16 protein-coding genes are annotated in these 14,548 nt (G+C 61.5%); 14 read left to right on the forward strand and 2 right to left on the reverse strand.

Going from position 1 to position 14,548, the window contains the following annotated elements:
- The first annotated feature begins 62 nt into the window (after window positions 1-62).
- From RLQ26_08835 to RLQ26_08885, 11 genes are all read left to right on the forward strand, one after another.
- Entirely contained in the window at window positions 63-812 is a 750-nt protein-coding gene (locus RLQ26_08835) for an aspartate/glutamate racemase family protein (protein MEQ9088833.1), read from the forward strand.
- 81 nt (window positions 813-893) lie between these two features.
- Window positions 894-1,628 (forward strand): SDR family NAD(P)-dependent oxidoreductase, encoded by a 735-nt coding sequence (locus RLQ26_08840; protein MEQ9088834.1) that lies wholly within the window; start codon window positions 894-896, stop codon window positions 1,626-1,628.
- Between the two features lie 302 nt (window positions 1,629-1,930).
- Window positions 1,931-3,190: an aromatic ring-hydroxylating dioxygenase subunit alpha gene (locus RLQ26_08845; protein ID MEQ9088835.1), complete on the forward strand. Its 1,260-nt coding sequence runs from the start codon at window positions 1,931-1,933 to the stop codon at window positions 3,188-3,190.
- A gap of 51 nt (window positions 3,191-3,241) precedes the next feature.
- On the forward strand, window positions 3,242-3,580 hold the full coding sequence (locus RLQ26_08850) for a hypothetical protein (GenBank protein MEQ9088836.1): 339 nt from the start codon (window positions 3,242-3,244) through the stop codon (window positions 3,578-3,580).
- Between the two features lie 129 nt (window positions 3,581-3,709).
- Window positions 3,710-4,954, forward strand: coding sequence for an aromatic ring-hydroxylating dioxygenase subunit alpha (locus RLQ26_08855; GenBank protein ID MEQ9088837.1), 1,245 nt, complete (start codon window positions 3,710-3,712; stop codon window positions 4,952-4,954).
- Between the two features lie 10 nt (window positions 4,955-4,964).
- Complete coding sequence (locus RLQ26_08860) at window positions 4,965-5,303, forward strand: hypothetical protein (protein ID MEQ9088838.1); 339 nt, start codon at window positions 4,965-4,967, stop codon at window positions 5,301-5,303.
- A 163-nt stretch (window positions 5,304-5,466) separates the two neighbouring features.
- Window positions 5,467-5,946, forward strand: coding sequence for a nuclear transport factor 2 family protein (locus tag RLQ26_08865; GenBank protein MEQ9088839.1), 480 nt, complete (start codon window positions 5,467-5,469; stop codon window positions 5,944-5,946).
- Window positions 5,947-6,103: 157 nt separating this feature from the next.
- A complete protein-coding gene (locus RLQ26_08870; protein MEQ9088840.1) occupies window positions 6,104-6,622 on the forward strand; it encodes a flavin reductase family protein in 519 nt (172 codons plus the stop codon).
- Between the two features lie 328 nt (window positions 6,623-6,950).
- Entirely contained in the window at window positions 6,951-7,265 is a 315-nt protein-coding gene (locus RLQ26_08875; protein ID MEQ9088841.1) for a non-heme iron oxygenase ferredoxin subunit, read from the forward strand.
- 78 nt (window positions 7,266-7,343) lie between these two features.
- Complete coding sequence (locus RLQ26_08880) at window positions 7,344-8,366, forward strand: 2Fe-2S iron-sulfur cluster-binding protein (GenBank protein MEQ9088842.1); 1,023 nt, start codon at window positions 7,344-7,346, stop codon at window positions 8,364-8,366.
- Between the two features lie 113 nt (window positions 8,367-8,479).
- Window positions 8,480-9,004, forward strand: a complete 525-nt coding sequence (locus RLQ26_08885) for a VOC family protein (GenBank protein ID MEQ9088843.1) — start codon at window positions 8,480-8,482, stop codon at window positions 9,002-9,004.
- Window positions 9,005-9,099: 95 nt separating this feature from the next.
- On the opposite strand, the gene RLQ26_08890 is transcribed toward RLQ26_08885, so the two are convergent.
- Window positions 9,100-10,335 (reverse strand): MFS transporter, encoded by a 1,236-nt coding sequence (locus RLQ26_08890; protein MEQ9088844.1) that lies wholly within the window; start codon window positions 10,333-10,335, stop codon window positions 9,100-9,102.
- Window positions 10,336-10,523: 188 nt separating this feature from the next.
- Between RLQ26_08890 and RLQ26_08895 the strand changes: the two genes are divergently transcribed.
- From RLQ26_08895 to RLQ26_08905, 3 genes are all read left to right on the forward strand, one after another.
- The gene (locus tag RLQ26_08895; protein MEQ9088845.1) at window positions 10,524-11,183 is read left to right on the forward strand and encodes a winged helix DNA-binding protein; all 660 of its coding nucleotides are present in this window, start codon (window positions 10,524-10,526) and stop codon (window positions 11,181-11,183) included.
- A gap of 171 nt (window positions 11,184-11,354) precedes the next feature.
- Window positions 11,355-12,029 carry a glutathione S-transferase family protein gene (locus tag RLQ26_08900; protein MEQ9088846.1) on the forward strand — a complete coding sequence of 225 codons (675 nt, stop codon included), beginning with the start codon at window positions 11,355-11,357 and terminating at the stop codon, window positions 12,027-12,029.
- Window positions 12,030-12,271: 242 nt separating this feature from the next.
- Complete coding sequence (locus RLQ26_08905) at window positions 12,272-13,594, forward strand: AMP-binding protein (protein ID MEQ9088847.1); 1,323 nt, start codon at window positions 12,272-12,274, stop codon at window positions 13,592-13,594.
- Window positions 13,595-13,739: 145 nt separating this feature from the next.
- On the opposite strand, the gene RLQ26_08910 is transcribed toward RLQ26_08905, so the two are convergent.
- Entirely contained in the window at window positions 13,740-14,510 is a 771-nt protein-coding gene (locus RLQ26_08910; GenBank protein ID MEQ9088848.1) for a citryl-CoA lyase, read from the reverse strand.
- Window positions 14,511-14,548 lie beyond the last annotated feature (38 nt).

The following is a 14,548-nucleotide window of genomic DNA, read 5'->3' on the forward strand; positions in this document are numbered from 1 at the left end:
GGAAATAAAGCTAGACGGCCGGTCGGGGGCGGCGGGCCGGCAGATCCCCGGGAGGTAATCGCATGGCCAACAAGAAACGCGTCAAGATCATTTTCCCCGTGCCACTGAACGAACACACGCGGGGCATGGTCGAGCCGCAGATTCCGCCCGAAATGGTGCGGCCGGAATTCGAGATCGAGTTCGTCGGCTCAAAGGGCCTGATGTCTCTGGCCAGCAGCTACTACGATATGCTGATCATGGAGATGATCGTGTTCGAGGCCGGGCTTAAATCGGAAGAAGAAGGCTTTGATTGCGTGTGCATCAATACGGTCAGCGATTCCGCGCTGGCCGCCCTGCGTTCGCGCCTGACAATTCCCGTGATCGGCCCCGGCCAGTCCGCCTTCCACACGGCGGCGATGCTGGGCAAGAAGTTTTCGATCATCTCGATGTGGGATGAATGGTTCCCGATGTATCGAAAATCGCTGCGTGAGTACGGACTTGAGGACAAGGTCGCCTCGCTACGCTCGATCAATACGCGCCCGGACGTGCAGGAATTGCTGGCCGGCAAGGAGGAAATCGTTTTCGGCAAGCTCGAGGAGCAGGCGCGCAAGGCGATCGATGAGGATGGAGCCGACGTGATCGTGCTGGGCTCGACCACCATGCATCAGTCTCACAAATACCTGTCCGAGAAGCTGCCGGTGCCGGTCATCAATCCTGGCCAGATTGCCTACAAGCTCTGCGAGGTTTTCCTCGAGCTTGGGCTCTCGCATTCCAAGAAGGCGTTTCCGACGCCGGAAAAGCCGCAGGACGACCATATTTTTGCGCCGCGATAAGGGCAGGGGGAGCGCCCGGGGGAACCGGGCCAGGGCTGCGCGAGTCCGCCATACACAACATCGCACACGAGGGGCACGAACATGGAAATCAAGGGCGCGGTCGCGCTGGTCACCGGCGCGAATGGAGGATTGGGGACCGCTTTTGTCCGGGGCCTGCTGAAGGCGGGCGCGAAACACGTCTATGCAGCGGCGCGCGATCCCGGTGCGCTGTCGGGCCTCGCCTCGGAATTTGACGATCGCATCACGACCGTTCGCCTCGACATCAACGACCCGGCGCAGGCCGCCGGCGCCGCCAGTCAGTGTTCGGATCTGAGCCTGCTGGTGAACAACGCCGGCGCAAATCTGTATGCCGGGGTGCTCGCGGATAACGCCATCGACGCCGCCCGGACCGAGATCGAGACCAACTTTTTCGGGACGCTGAACATGTGCCGCACCTTCGCGCCGGTTCTCGCCGGCAACGGCGGCGGTGGCATCATCAACATCCTGAGCATCGCCGGAATCGGCAGTTTCCCGATGATGGGCACGTATTCAGCCTCGAAGGCGGCGCAGCTTTCGCTGACGCAAAGTGTGCGGGCCGACCTGAAGGGGCAGGGCACGCGGGTCTATGCCGTGCTGCCGGCCGCGATCGACACGCCGCTGACGGCAAATTACGAGGGACCGAAGGACCCGCCCGAGGGGGTGGTCGCCGATACCCTTGCAGGTGTGATGAAGGACGAAGCCTATATCTGGCCGGTGAGTGCAGCCCATTTCCGGGACGTCGTCGGCACCGGCGGCTGGGACCTTGCCGATCAACTCGCCGCCTTTTCCGAGCAGTGATCCGGCGCCCGGAGTCCCGGGCGTTTCCCGCACTTCCCGTGTGGCTTTTGGGCGCAACGGATAATCGCCTGATTCGGCTCTATTTAATTTAATCTATAAAATAAGCTTTACATTCAATTTTTATTCCCTGATCCTTTGCTCCAGGTGAGGGAAGAAGCCGGGCAGGCGTCGCGGCGCTTAGTGGTAGCGGCGGCAGGATTGCGCAGGCGTCTTCAAGCGCGCATAGCAACGTCGGAGATCAACGCGCCACGTGGACGATCTCCGGACAGACCCTGGACGACAGCTCCTGAAGGAGGCCTCAGATGACCGACGTGAAAAATCCGTCCGTTGAAGAGAAATCGTTACACAGGTGGCACGACAAGTTCCCGGAGACAGGCACGGGTCCGATCGACGCCAGCACCTGCAGCTCGCCGGAATATTTCGAGCTCGAGCGCAAGCACATCTTCGAGAAGGTCTGGTGGAAAGTCGGCCGGGTCGAGGAAATCCCCAAGCCGGGCGACTTCAAGGTCAAGAAAATTTACTGGGCCAATACCTCGATCATCCTGGTTCGGGGCAAGGACGACCAGATCCGCGCCTTCTATAACGTTTGCGAGCACCGCGGAAACACCGTGATCTCGGAAATTCCGGGCCAGCACGAGTTTTACGGCCGCGCGCGCGGCCATGCCATGACGTGCCGGTTCCATGGCTGGGTGTACAGCACGAAGGGCGAGCTGCTTCACATCCCGGCCAAGGAAAAGTTCTTCGACAGCTTCGAGGAAGTGGCGAAGGAAGAAGGCCACGGCCTGGTGCCCTTGCCCTGCGAGACCTGGGAAGGCTTTATCTTCATCAACTTCATGGAAAAGCCGCTCTGGGATCTCGAAACATTTCTCGGCGGCTACGGCAAGTTCCTGTCGGGTTATGCGTATGGCGCGGCGACGCGGCAGTTCAAGTACTACACGATGCTGGATGCGAACTGGAAAGTCTGCCTGGATGCCTTCCAGGAAGGCTATCACGTCGACACGATCCACGCCGGCTCGTTCCCGTGTGACTGGTGCGGGATCGAGAACATCCAGCTCTTCGGACCGCATCGGACATCGTCCATCACCTTCAACATGGACTCGATCAGCCTCGGCCCCGTGCAGGCGATGAGTTTCCAGAAAAGTAACTCGTCAATCGTTGATGCGAGCCGCGGGCGCACGATGCTGCCGAAGCAGTTCAATCCCGATGACGATCCCGCCTGGGCGTTCGAGCTGGGCACGATTTTCCCCTGCTTCATGCCCCACCCGGCGGAAGGCTTCTACTTCACCCACCAGTTCTGGCCCGTTGCCCATAACAAGTGCCTGTGGGAGGGCACGCAGTATATGGTGACGCCGGAAAAGAACAGCGAGCGGTGGTCGATGGAATACTCGCAGGTTCTGCAGCGCAACGCCTGGCTGGAAGACACTCAGACGATGGAGGATACGCACCGCGCCATCGAAAGCGGCCGGCGCAAGTATCTTCACCTGCAGGATGACGAGATTCTCATCCGGCACGGCTACAAGGTGGTGCAGGACTGGATCGACGGTAAAATCGAGCTTGGCTGAGCCGGTCCCGGCCAGACAACGGGACGATCATGCCACCAGAGGGAGGTTGAAATGGCGAAGCTGCCAAAAGGTTTCGAGAAGCTTGAGCCCCTTTCCGAGAAATGGGCACTGGCAACGCAGAATGAGCGACAGAAGGTTCGCCGGGAATCGACGACAGAGGAATTGCAGGCATTTTACGACGCCATGATGCCGCGGCTCGAAGACGCGCTCGACAAGGCGGACGAGTATCCGCTAGGCGAGATGCCCGAGGACGTGGAACAGCTGTTCTTCATGACCCTGTCGCTCGCCGAGGTGGCGCCCCATATCGAACTTTATGGCGGCAATCCCGAGGTTCCCTACTCCTTCGAGGAAAGCCGGTTTGTCGCGGTACACGGCAACGACCGCGGCTGAGCCTGCCGGACCCGAGTTGACGGCCCCGCCCGCTGCGGCGGGGCTGTCTGCATTTTAAGCTCCCGTGACGAACGCGTTCGAGAGAGTTATCCTGACCCGGCCTGCGAGGATATCACCAAGGGGGGCGAGATGACGTCAGAGACAGCCGCTGAGAACCGTCCCGGACACAAATGGACGAGCCGGTACCCTGAACTCGGGACCGGACCCATTCCGGTGGAACCTCTCATCTCGGAAGAGCTTTTCGAGGAGGAGCGCGAAAAGATTTTCCGCCATGCCTGGCTGTATATGGGCCGGGTGGAGCAAATTCCCGAGCCGGGCGACTACAAACTCCGCCGGGTAGACGTTCTCAAGACTTCCCTGATCATCGTTCGGGACAAGGCCGGGAAGATCCGGGCCTTTCACAACATCTGCACCCATCGCGGCAACAAGGTGGTGCCCGAAAAAGGGGATTTCGAAAGTTTCGGGCGGGCACGCGGTAACGCGCTGACATGCCGGTTTCACGGCTGGGTCTTTGGTACCGACGGTGACCTTCGCCACGTGCCGAAAGAGGATCTGTTCCCCGACTTGGACAAGGCCTGCCGCGGCCTCAAAGAGGTCGCCTGCGAGACCTGGGAAGGCTTCATCTTCGTTAATCTGGAGGACAGGCCCAAACAGTCGCTCACCGAGTTTCTGGGCGGCATGGGACACCATTTCGCCGGGTATCCCTATGGCGAAGCAACCTGTTCCAAGCAGTATTATTCGGTGCTCCACTGCAACTGGAAAGTGTCACTCTACGCCTTTACCGAGGCCTATCACGTCCCCACCATCCATGCCGGCACTTTTCCCAGCCTGGCGCGAGTGGAACATGAGAATTTCCGGTTTTTTGGCCCGCACCGCACTTCGGCCATTCATGTCCCACCGGTACCGGGGCTGGAGCCCACTCCGGTGACCGCTATTGCGGCCGGGATCCTGCACGCCAGCGACCGCCATCGCCCCCATCCCGAGCAATTGCCGAAATCGATCAACCCCGACCAGCGCGGAGACTTCCAGTTTGAATTGCCGGTGACTTTTCCGAACCTGGGAATTCACCTCGGCGCCGGAAACGGGTATCCGGGCATGGCCTTTTTTACGCACGAATTCTGGCCGATCGCTCATGACCGCACGCTCTGGATCGGCACCAATTATTTTCGAGAGCCGCGGACGGTAAGCGAAAAATTCGCCTTGCAGCACGTCAACGCCTTGCATCGCAATGCCTGGCTTGAAGACACCTGGACGATGGAAGACTCGCAGGACGCGATGAAATCAGGCGTGCTGGAAGAACTCGTGCTACAGGATGAGGAAATCATGATCCGTCACGCCAACAAGGTCTGGCATGACTATATGGGCCGTGGTTAGGGAGGCGGGGATGAGTGCGCTGCCGCCAGCTTACGACGATCTTGAGCCCTTCGTGCCGGTCTGGGCCCATCCGACGGAAAACGAACGCTCCCGCCGCCGCTGGGCCGCAGCGCCCGAGGATTTTCAGCAGTTTTATGACGCCATGCTGCCCCGGATCGAGGCGATCCTGACGGATCTCGACCGGCACGACCTGAACGACCTACCCGAATCTGCCCGACCACTCTATTACCTGGCCCTCGCCTTCGCCGAGGTCGCCCCCCATATCGAGCTCTACGGCGGAAGCGCCGAAGTGCCCAACAGCTTTCTCGCCAGCCGCGTCATCGCCGGTCACGGGGACCGCGAAGATTGAGGCAACGACCCTGAAAACGGGTCCGGCTGTTGGTCCGGAGTGGGTGGGGGCCTGTATTTTCCCGGCCATGCCGGATAGTCTCGAACCAGCGAGCGCCGCGCGGCGGTGGCCGGCGCCCGTCGCAAAACGCACCATTGTCACCGGGGATGAGGAAGGGGAAACCATGTCGGCCGATTTGGAAAAGCGGATCCAGCGCCTCGAGGATATCGAGGAAATCAAGAAAATGATCGCGCGCTACGCGCAGGCGGGGGACGATAAAAATAATCCCGACATATTTGGACCGATGATTACCGAGGACGCGATCTGGGAAGCGGAGGGATTCGGCCAGCACAAGGGCCGCGACGTGATCACCAAGGTCCTTTCGGAAGTCGCGCAGGAAAAGATTCTATGGGCGCTACATTTCATGACCTCGCCCCTGATCGATATCGCCGAGGACGGCAAGACCGCGACGGCCATGTGGTATCTTTGGGAGACCGCCATTGCCCGGGATGACAGGGAGGCCGAGGGAAAATCGACCTGGATCGGCGGCTGGTACGAAACCGATCTGCGCCGGGAAGCTGATGGGAAATGGCGCTGGAACCATATCCGGCTGATGCTCAAGCTGTTCAGTCCCAATGAAAAGCCCGAATGGGACATTCTCTAAAAACATTCTCTAGGTAACAGGTATATCCGCTCGTCGTCCCGGTGGGACCGCCGCATACCGGTGCCCCGTCGACCAACCGTATTCGAATGACACGCGCGCACCGGGCGTCCGCGCGACGCCGCAAACGATCAATCCGACTGGTTCAGGAGAAGAATGAATGGCTGTTTTTGACGTTGAATGGAAGGAAGAGGACGGGCCGCTCAATTCGCGGGATTTAAGGCACGGTTTTGGTGCCTTCGCGACCGGTGTCACGATCGTCACGGCCCGCTCGGAAGATGGCGTGCCGGTTGGCTGCACGGCCAATTCCTTTAGTTCCGTGTCCGTAGACCCTCCCCTTCTTCTCTGGAACATCGCTGAAAGCGCGCAAAGCTATCAGGCCTATCGCGAGGCCCGGCATTTTGGCGTCAACATCCTGGCTCGGGACCAGATGGAGCTGGCCATGCGGTTCGCCACGCCGGAAGTGGATAAATTCGCCGACGGCACCTGGACTGACGGGCTGGCGGGTGTGCCGATCCTTGACGGCGCCCTGGCGCATTTCGAGTGCTCGACCGAGGCGATCTACCCCGGGGGCGACCATGCGATCGTTCTGGGTCGCATTCACCGCTTCCGCTGGAGTGACGGCCAGCCGCTCCTGTTCTATCGCGGCAAGTTCCCGCAATTGGCGACAGAAGATTGATTCGCAGGAGCGCTGTCGCGTCACCCCGTCGCATTTTCCCCGGGCTCGAAAGCCCCTTGAAAAATAAGGGAAAACAGGCGGGATCGGGCTGGAAATCCGCGCCAAATCCGGGCTAGGAGTCCGATGTTGTTTCGGTTACAAAGGCCCCGCCAGCCCCGGGGCCGGCACCGCGCCGGGCGCCGGCGCGCCGACCTCGAGAGAAGGACCGCCGGGGAACGGTGGTCCCCCGGCCTCCCCGGATCAGGGGAAGACCGGGCTGGATGAAGCCCGGCCCCAACGGGCCGCCAAAAGGCCCCGGTGGGGCGCGACACGGAGTTTGGTGAGGATTATGACAAAGATCGAAGTGTGCAAGGTCGGGGATCTCGAGGAAAACGCCGTCAAGCAGGTCGAGATCGACGATCGCCCCCCCTTGGCCGTCTATAACCTGGGTGGGAAATTTTACTGCACGGACGATATCTGCACGCACGGCATGGCTTCCATGTCGGACGGCGATATCGAGGGCGAGGACATCGTCTGCCCCTGGCACGAGGGCACGTTCAATATCAAGACGGGCGAGGCGACAGGCGCGCCCTGCACGATACCGCTGAAGACCTATAAAGCGGTGATCGAGGGCGATACAGTCTTTGTCGAGTTGCCTGACTAGCCCTTGTGCGAACGCGCGGAATAAGTCCGCGCCCCTGTCCGAACGCCGCCGGCGGCACAAATCACAACGGGTCCGAGAATGCCAAAGATCAGCTTAGAAGACGGGTCAGCATCCTTCGAGTGCGCGCCGAACGACACAATTCTGAGGGCCGGCTTGCGGGCGGGCGAGCCGATGCCCTACGAATGCAATGTGGGAGCCTGTGGCACCTGCAAGTTCGAGCTCGTCGACGGTGAGGTGGATGTTCTCTGGGACGAAGCGACCGGTTTGAGCGAGCGCGACCTCCGTAAGGGGCGCAAGCTGGCCTGCCAGTGCGTTCCCAAGACAGACAGCGTCATCAAGCTGCGCCTGGACGAGGCCTGTCGCCCCCATGTAATCCCGCGGCGGTTTGAAGGCGAGCTGATCGCGGTTCACGATCTCACCCATGACATGAAAGAGTTCCGCTTCAAGGGTGAGGGGCCGGCTGAATTTCTACCGGGACAATATGCCTTGATGTCCCTCCCCGGGGTCGGCGGCGTGCGGGCCTATTCCATGTCAAACATCGCGAATCGGGAAGGCATCTGGGATTTCCAGATCAAGCGCGTGCCTGACGGCGCGGGGACAGGGTATCTTTTTGGCGACGACGGCTTCGGGCTGGGACAGAAGATCGAACTGGACGGGCCTTACGGCGTGGCCTATTTGCGCCCCGAGGTCGAGCGCGATATCGTTTGTGTCGCGGGCGGTTCCGGCCTGGCGCCGGTCGTATCGATTGCTCGGGGCATGGTGACCGATCCGCGCATGGACGGGCGCAAGATGCATTTTTTCTATGGCTGCCGGGGGCCGATGGACCTCTGCGGAGAGGATATGCTGGCGGAGTTGCCGGGCTATGGCGACCGCATCAAATTCCATGTCGCCATCAGCATGCCCGAGCTGGATGCCAACAAGACCTGGAAGGGGCGAACCGGCTTCATCCACGAGGTGGTTAAGGAGGTGCTGGGGGATAGCATCCCCGAGTTCGAATATTACATGGCGGGGCCACCACCCATGGTCGATGCCGTTCAGCGCATGTTGATGATGGAATACGAGGTATCGCACCAGCACGTTCATTTCGACCGGTTCTTTTAGACTGGGCGCAGTCGTTCGACCGCCGTGCTCGTAGCCCGGCAGGCGCCGGTGGACGGTTTTCGGCGAATAGGGTAGTGTCAGTGTGATCGGACACGTCCCTAGCGAGACGAGAAATGACCTATTCTGTCAAGATCGAAGGGCTTCACCACAACGCGTATCGAATCCGCGATTCCGAGGAAACTCGCAAGTTCTACGAAGATTTTCTGGGTCTGCGACTGTCGTCGGCACTGGACGTCGAGCAAAGCTATACTCGGCGCAAGGTGCAGTTCCTCCACACATTTTACGAAATGAATGATGGCTCCTTTCTGGCCTTCTTCGAAGTGCCGAAGGGGCAGGAGGAATTCGATTTCAGCGACAAGTCGGATTTCGATCTTCATATCGCTGTCGAGGTGACCGACCGCGCGGCCCTCGAGGAATACATGGAAAAGGCGCGGCAAGCGGGAATTCCGTTCCGCGGGCCGAGCGATCACAAGCTCATGCACTCCATCTACTTTCGCGACCCGAACGGGTACGTCATCGAACTGACGGCGAAAGACGAAAATTACGATGAATTAATGGCGCAGGAAATCAGGACCGCCCATGACGTCCTGAAGAACTGGCAGGCGCGCAAGGCGCGCGGTCAACTCGCTGCCGAATAGGCCGGCCGGCATTCCACGAGCCGGCTGAGACGCTGCGTCGGCGCCCGGAAATCACCCGACTTAATGACAGGCGCGCCGCGGGCAGGCGGCCCCTGCTATGTCGGGCGGCGCTGGTGGTTGGGCCCGCCGGGGGCGGCGTCGGCCCAGAGGGCCGCCAGGGCCGTGTAGATGATGGCCAGCACCAGGATCGTATCAACCGGGACGCCCGTTTCGAGCGCCCAGCCGAAAATCGCGGGTGCGGCGGCGGCGGCAAAGACCATCAGGGTCGCTGCCAGTGACCGGACGGCCCCCAGATTGGCCGTGCCGTAGACCTCGGCCCAGAGCGCCGTGGACAGGTTGATATAGAAGCCCATCGCCAGCCCCGCGAGGCCGAGATAGATCATCCCCATCCATCCGGGGCCGCCGACCCATAGAGCGGCGAGCGCCAGCCCGAAGGGAATGGCGTTGAAGGGGAAGAGCCGGGCCGCGCCCAGCCGGTCAACGATTGGCCCGATTGCGATAGCCCCCGTCGCGTGGCCCATGGCAAAGAGGAAGAACACCGAGGCGAGGTACTGGATGCCCCATCCTTTTGCCTCGCCGATAAACCCCTGATGAAAGATCAGTCCGGTCAGCACGAAAGGAGAGGCGGCCGCCAGCGGCAGAATGTGGCGGAAATGCCGGCTGCGGATGATTTCCAGTGTCGTGATGCCGCCCGCGCCCGCGTCGGCTGTCTCTCGGCCCGGATCTTCCCGAGCGGATTGCACACCTTTCCGCCCCACCAGGCAGCGCGACAGGGGCAGAAACGCAACCAGCACCAGCTCCCCCACAGCCGCGAGGGTCATGCGCCAGTCGGTCAGCCCGACCAGCACGACCAGGAGGAGGGGGAAAACCGCTTCGCCAAGTGGCATGCCGAGACTGGTCACCCCCAGCGCCTTGCCTCGGCTGGGGCCGAAATACCGGCCCGTGGCGGTCGCGCCGATATGTGTCATCAGCCCCTGACCGGTCAGCCGCATCAGGAAAAGCCCAAGGGTCAGGGCGATGGCGCCGGGCGCGAAGGCTGTGGCCAGGCAGCCTGTCGCCATGCCCGCGCCAACGACAAGGCTGTAGCGGCCGAGATCCACCCGGTCGATAAGCCGGCCCAGATAGGGAATGGTCGCCGCGCTGGCGAGCGAGACGATGGTGTAGATCACACCCAGAGACGCCTCCGAAAGATCGAGACTGAGCGCTATGAAGGGAGTCAGGACCGCGATGGCATAGGTCTGGCCCGGACTCGAGAAAAACGAGTGCAGCGCGCCGAAGGCGAGGGGCTTCGGATGGTCCCGAACGACCCGTAAATAGGGGGCTAGATACATGCGGCGGGAAATCCTGGCGGGCCGCGCCCGATTTTTAGGAATACATAATTAAATCAACGGAATAATAGGTCTTACAGAGAATATAAAGCTTAAATTTTTTGATATCGACGGGCAGATTAAGTAAAATTCTCAAGTTGTATGGCTAGGCGGGCCGGAGCGGGCGCGCGGCCGTTCCGAGGGGGGTGCTCATGGATGAACCAGGAAAACCGGTCGGGATCGACGTGGACCAGGCAGGTGGGCAGGGCCGGTCTGATAGCGTGGGCACGGGCATGGGCCGGGAAGGCGAGACCCTGGATCGCACCTGGCATCTGGCTAAATCCGAACACTCGCTGGCCGTGGCCGAATTCGAGCATACGATCCTGCAGTTATCGGAAGCCTTCAATCGTTGGAACATCGAGTGCGAGGCGCTCGGCATGGGTGAATATATGAGCCAGCCGGAGGTGTCGATACTGCATGTCATCCGGATGCGTGACAGGCCCAAAAGCCTCTCCGATATCGTCAAGTTCCTCAACCGCGACGATAGCGCCAATATCCAGTACAGCCTGCGAAAGCTCGAAAAATCCGGATACGTCGCCAAGACGCCACGTGCCTCCAAGCGCCAGACCACTTACGTGGTTACGGAAAAGGGGCGCAAGGCAACGGATGCTTTCGCCAGCGTGCGCGAGTCCATCCTGATTCCCCTGACATCGGCCCTGCACGACACGCATCTCTCGATCGAGGAAGCGACCAAGACCATGCAGCTCATGATCGGTATCTACGACCTGGCCGCGCGTACGGCCGGCAGTTACCGGTCCGACAGCGCCGATGGCGCCGGGAGCCCGCCGCCGGCTCGACGGGGCCGCGCCTAGGCGAGCGCGGGTGCCCCCTCCCGACCGGCGCCGCGCAGCCGCAACATATGGACATTGTCCGGGCTTCGGGCAGAATGGCGTGCGCCGAACGGTATCGCAAAAGGGCCTGGTCCGGGGCAACGAGGAGGCCAGCGGTCGTTTGCGATGGGAGCATTCTCCAGGGGGGGGCATATGGGCAAACCGCTACTTTATCAGTTCGGCATTTCACCTACCTGCCAGCGGGTCTTTGCCACATTGGCTCACAAGGGCATCGAGTACGACACGTTTGAAGTCGACATCAGCCAGAAGCAGCGTCCCGAGGAATTTAACAAGGTGTCGCCCTACGGGAAGGTGCCTCTGCTCGTACATGACGGACACAGGATCGTCGAATCCATCAACATCATCACCTATGTCGACGAGGTCTGGCCGACCCCGCCAATGCTTCCTGCCGATGCGGCGGGACGGGCCTATGCGCGCCAGTGGCTGATCTTTGCCGACCGTGAGATTCTCGACAAGGACGCGCAGTTCACACATGTCGAGCGTGACCTCGACCGCAAGCGGGAGATCTGCCACGGTCTCTTCGCCGGGCTCTCGGCGCTCGAGTCCGAACTGGCCGACAAGACAGGCCTTTTCCTGGGCAGGGATCTCAGCCTGGTTGACTGCGCCCTCGCACCCACCATGGCGTTTCTGCCCGTCTGGTCGCGGATCGTGGACGACCGGTGCTATGGCGACTACCGCCATATCCGGGCCTATACGGATCGTCTGCGCGCCCACCCCACCCTGGCGGCGACGGTGTTCAACATTCCCGAAGACGTCTATCAGGGATTTTTCGAAGCCGTGCTCGGACAGGGACTGACGGTGCCCTGAAGGGCCAGGGCCCGGCCGATCTGTCCGGACGGGACGGGCCAGGCGGCTTCAAGGCATTTATCTCTTGTCTGCGGGCGGTTTCATCAATTTATTGCGCCAGAACCGGGGTGCACGTCGCCATTCGCAAGGACATTCCCTGCCGCCTCCCTTAATCTTCCGGACGTAGAGGGGGCCGAGCGGGAAGCGGGCAGCGCCAGACTGCTCAGCACCCTCCCGGGGGAAACACAGAGTTGGGTAAATCGATGATTCTAGACAAGGAAATTGAGACACGTGATCCGGTGGATCAGTCAAAGGAGGACGACCGGCTCTATCGCAAGCAGATCGAATACCTCTTCGCCAATTCCGGCTTCTACCGTCGCCGCCTGGGAGAGGCCGGTTTCAACTCGGCCAAGGATGTCGGTGGGCTCGATAACATCCGCAACTTGCCGTTCACGGTAAAGGACGATATCCGTGAAAACCAGGCGAGCTATCCGCCGCTGGGGGATTTCCTCGCGGCCGATCCCAAGAATATCAGCCGAATTTTCTCGACCAGTGGCACGACGGGAACGCCGTGCTACGTGGCGCTGACGATGAGCGACCTGCAGGACGTGTGGGCTGTCAATACCGCGCGTTCCTATGCGGCCGCCGGCTTCCGGCCGAGCCAGCGTCTCGTCGTGGCGTTCAACGCGGGGCCTTTTGTGGCCGGCGCGGCCTATTTCGGCTTCGACCGGCTGGGCGCGACCGTCATTCCTGTCGGGACCGGCAATACCGAGCGGTTTGTCAGGGCCATCCAGCTCCTGGGGGGCACGGGGATCAGCTGCACGCCATCCTATGCGCTCTATCTGATCGACTGGTGTACCGAGCGGGGGATTGATGCTGCTTCCCTCGGCCTGACCAACATCGTGACGGCCGGCGAGCCTGGCGGCGGTGATCCGGCTATCCGCGAGCGTGTTCAGAGCGCCTTCAATTGCCAGCTTCGCGAAGCCATGGGCACGGGCGACATCTCAACCTCGATCTGGGGCGAGTGTGAACATGAGGGCGGCATGCATTTCTCCGCGCGCGGGAATACCCATGTGGAGTTGATCGACGCTGAAACCGGCGCGCCCCTGCCCTGGGAAGACGGCGCCGAGGGCGAACTCGTCTACACCTCGCTGAAGCGCGAGGCCATGCCGGTCCTGCGCATGCGCAGCCGCGACCATGTCACGGTCAATATGGAGCCCTGCGCCTGTGGCCGTACCACGCCCCGCATCCGCTGCATCGGGCGTACCGACGACATGCTGATCGTGCGCGGGGTCAATTTGTTTCCGACGGCCATACGGAGCCTGCTCAACGATTTCCGCCCGAAAGTGGGGGAGACCTTCCGGATCCGGCCGGCCCGCAAGGGGGTCTCGCAGGAGCCGCCCCTGCCCGTCGCGATTGAACTGGGCGAGGGACTCGACCGGCCGCCCGAAGGGCTGGCGGAGGAGATCAAGACAGCGATCCGCCAGACACTCCTGGTGACGACGGATGTCCACCTGGTGCCCTACGGTTCCCTGCCGCGCGAAGAATACAAGTCCAAGCTGGTGGATTATTCGGCGGCGAAGTGACTTTGGGCGTGCTCCTGCGCGTGCGGCCGGCCGCCGCCGAAAGAGCGGCGCGCCGGTAGCGGGTCCCAACCAACAGGTTACCGAGGGGACCGGGGGCTTGTTTTCTGGCGCGGCTCTTCATCCGGCCGCCTGACCGGCCCGAGGCTCAGGATTTCTCGCCCACATAGGGGATGCCTTCTTCCACCATGTGCCAGACCCGGGCGGCACTGGGTTCCTCCATCTCCTCGAGGAGATGGCCCACCAGCCCCGCGCAGCGCGACACCATGACGACCCCGCGCATGATGTGGGCGGGTATGCCCGCCTCACGCAGCACGGCGCCGATGGCGGCACTGGCGTTGATGACCAGGGTCTTGTTGATCTCGGCATTCATGGCTTCGCCGAGCAGGTTCATGGCGTCGATATATTTGCCTTCGGCGCCTGCCTCCAGGGCGATATCGCAGAGCCGGGTTGTCCGGGCGTCACTCGACTTGTGGATCGGATGGCCGTATCCCGGCAGCGGCGTCCGCGTCTCGCGGTGGCGTTGGGCGATTTTTCTGGCGACAGCCTCCCAGTCGGCCCTGGGCGCAGCCACGATCTCATCGAGCAACTTTGCACAATCGCCGGCCGTGCCGGCAAAGCGGCTGCCCACGCCGAGCAGCCCGGCCGCAACGGCCCCCTGCAGGGATTCGGGTGCGCCCAGAAACGTCTGGCGTGCTGCGATCGCGGATGGGGTCAGGCCATGTTCCATGATCGTGATCAGAACGGCATCGAGGATGGTCGTCTGCATCGGCGTTGGTGGCTTTTTCAGGAAATGAAACAGCATCATTTCCGTGAATGTCATGTGGCCGATCAGATCGCGCACCAGTTGCTTGCCGCGGATCCAGATATGGTGCTCGTCAGCCGTGCAGATATGGGTGACCGGATTTTCCTTGCTCATGTTCAACCCCCTGAACCCGGAGTCCTGTCCGGTGCGGT

Source organism: Alphaproteobacteria bacterium, assembly GCA_040220875.1.
Lineage (GTDB): Bacteria > Pseudomonadota > Alphaproteobacteria > JAVJVX01 > JAVJVX01 > JAVJVX01.

What these genes read in the sequence shown, in the direction of transcription:
- RLQ26_08835 (MEQ9088833.1), top strand. Translation starts at nt 63, where the DNA reads ATGGCCAACAAGAAACGCGTCAAGATCATTTTCCCCGTGCCACTGAAC.
- RLQ26_08840 (MEQ9088834.1), top strand. Translation starts at nt 894, where the DNA reads ATGGAAATCAAGGGCGCGGTCGCGCTGGTCACCGGCGCGAATGGAGGA.
- RLQ26_08845 (MEQ9088835.1), top strand. Translation starts at nt 1,931, where the DNA reads ATGACCGACGTGAAAAATCCGTCCGTTGAAGAGAAATCGTTACACAGG.
- RLQ26_08850 (MEQ9088836.1), top strand. Translation starts at nt 3,242, where the DNA reads ATGGCGAAGCTGCCAAAAGGTTTCGAGAAGCTTGAGCCCCTTTCCGAG.
- RLQ26_08855 (MEQ9088837.1), top strand. Translation starts at nt 3,710, where the DNA reads ATGACGTCAGAGACAGCCGCTGAGAACCGTCCCGGACACAAATGGACG.
- RLQ26_08860 (MEQ9088838.1), top strand. Translation starts at nt 4,965, where the DNA reads ATGAGTGCGCTGCCGCCAGCTTACGACGATCTTGAGCCCTTCGTGCCG.
- RLQ26_08865 (MEQ9088839.1), top strand. Translation starts at nt 5,467, where the DNA reads ATGTCGGCCGATTTGGAAAAGCGGATCCAGCGCCTCGAGGATATCGAG.
- RLQ26_08870 (MEQ9088840.1), top strand. Translation starts at nt 6,104, where the DNA reads ATGGCTGTTTTTGACGTTGAATGGAAGGAAGAGGACGGGCCGCTCAAT.
- RLQ26_08875 (MEQ9088841.1), top strand. Translation starts at nt 6,951, where the DNA reads ATGACAAAGATCGAAGTGTGCAAGGTCGGGGATCTCGAGGAAAACGCC.
- RLQ26_08880 (MEQ9088842.1), top strand. Translation starts at nt 7,344, where the DNA reads ATGCCAAAGATCAGCTTAGAAGACGGGTCAGCATCCTTCGAGTGCGCG.
- RLQ26_08885 (MEQ9088843.1), top strand. Translation starts at nt 8,480, where the DNA reads ATGACCTATTCTGTCAAGATCGAAGGGCTTCACCACAACGCGTATCGA.
- RLQ26_08890 (MEQ9088844.1), bottom strand. Translation starts at nt 10,335, where the DNA reads ATGTATCTAGCCCCCTATTTACGGGTCGTTCGGGACCATCCGAAGCCC.
- RLQ26_08895 (MEQ9088845.1), top strand. Translation starts at nt 10,524, where the DNA reads ATGGATGAACCAGGAAAACCGGTCGGGATCGACGTGGACCAGGCAGGT.
- RLQ26_08900 (MEQ9088846.1), top strand. Translation starts at nt 11,355, where the DNA reads ATGGGCAAACCGCTACTTTATCAGTTCGGCATTTCACCTACCTGCCAG.
- RLQ26_08905 (MEQ9088847.1), top strand. Translation starts at nt 12,272, where the DNA reads ATGATTCTAGACAAGGAAATTGAGACACGTGATCCGGTGGATCAGTCA.
- RLQ26_08910 (MEQ9088848.1), bottom strand. Translation starts at nt 14,510, where the DNA reads ATGAGCAAGGAAAATCCGGTCACCCATATCTGCACGGCTGACGAGCAC.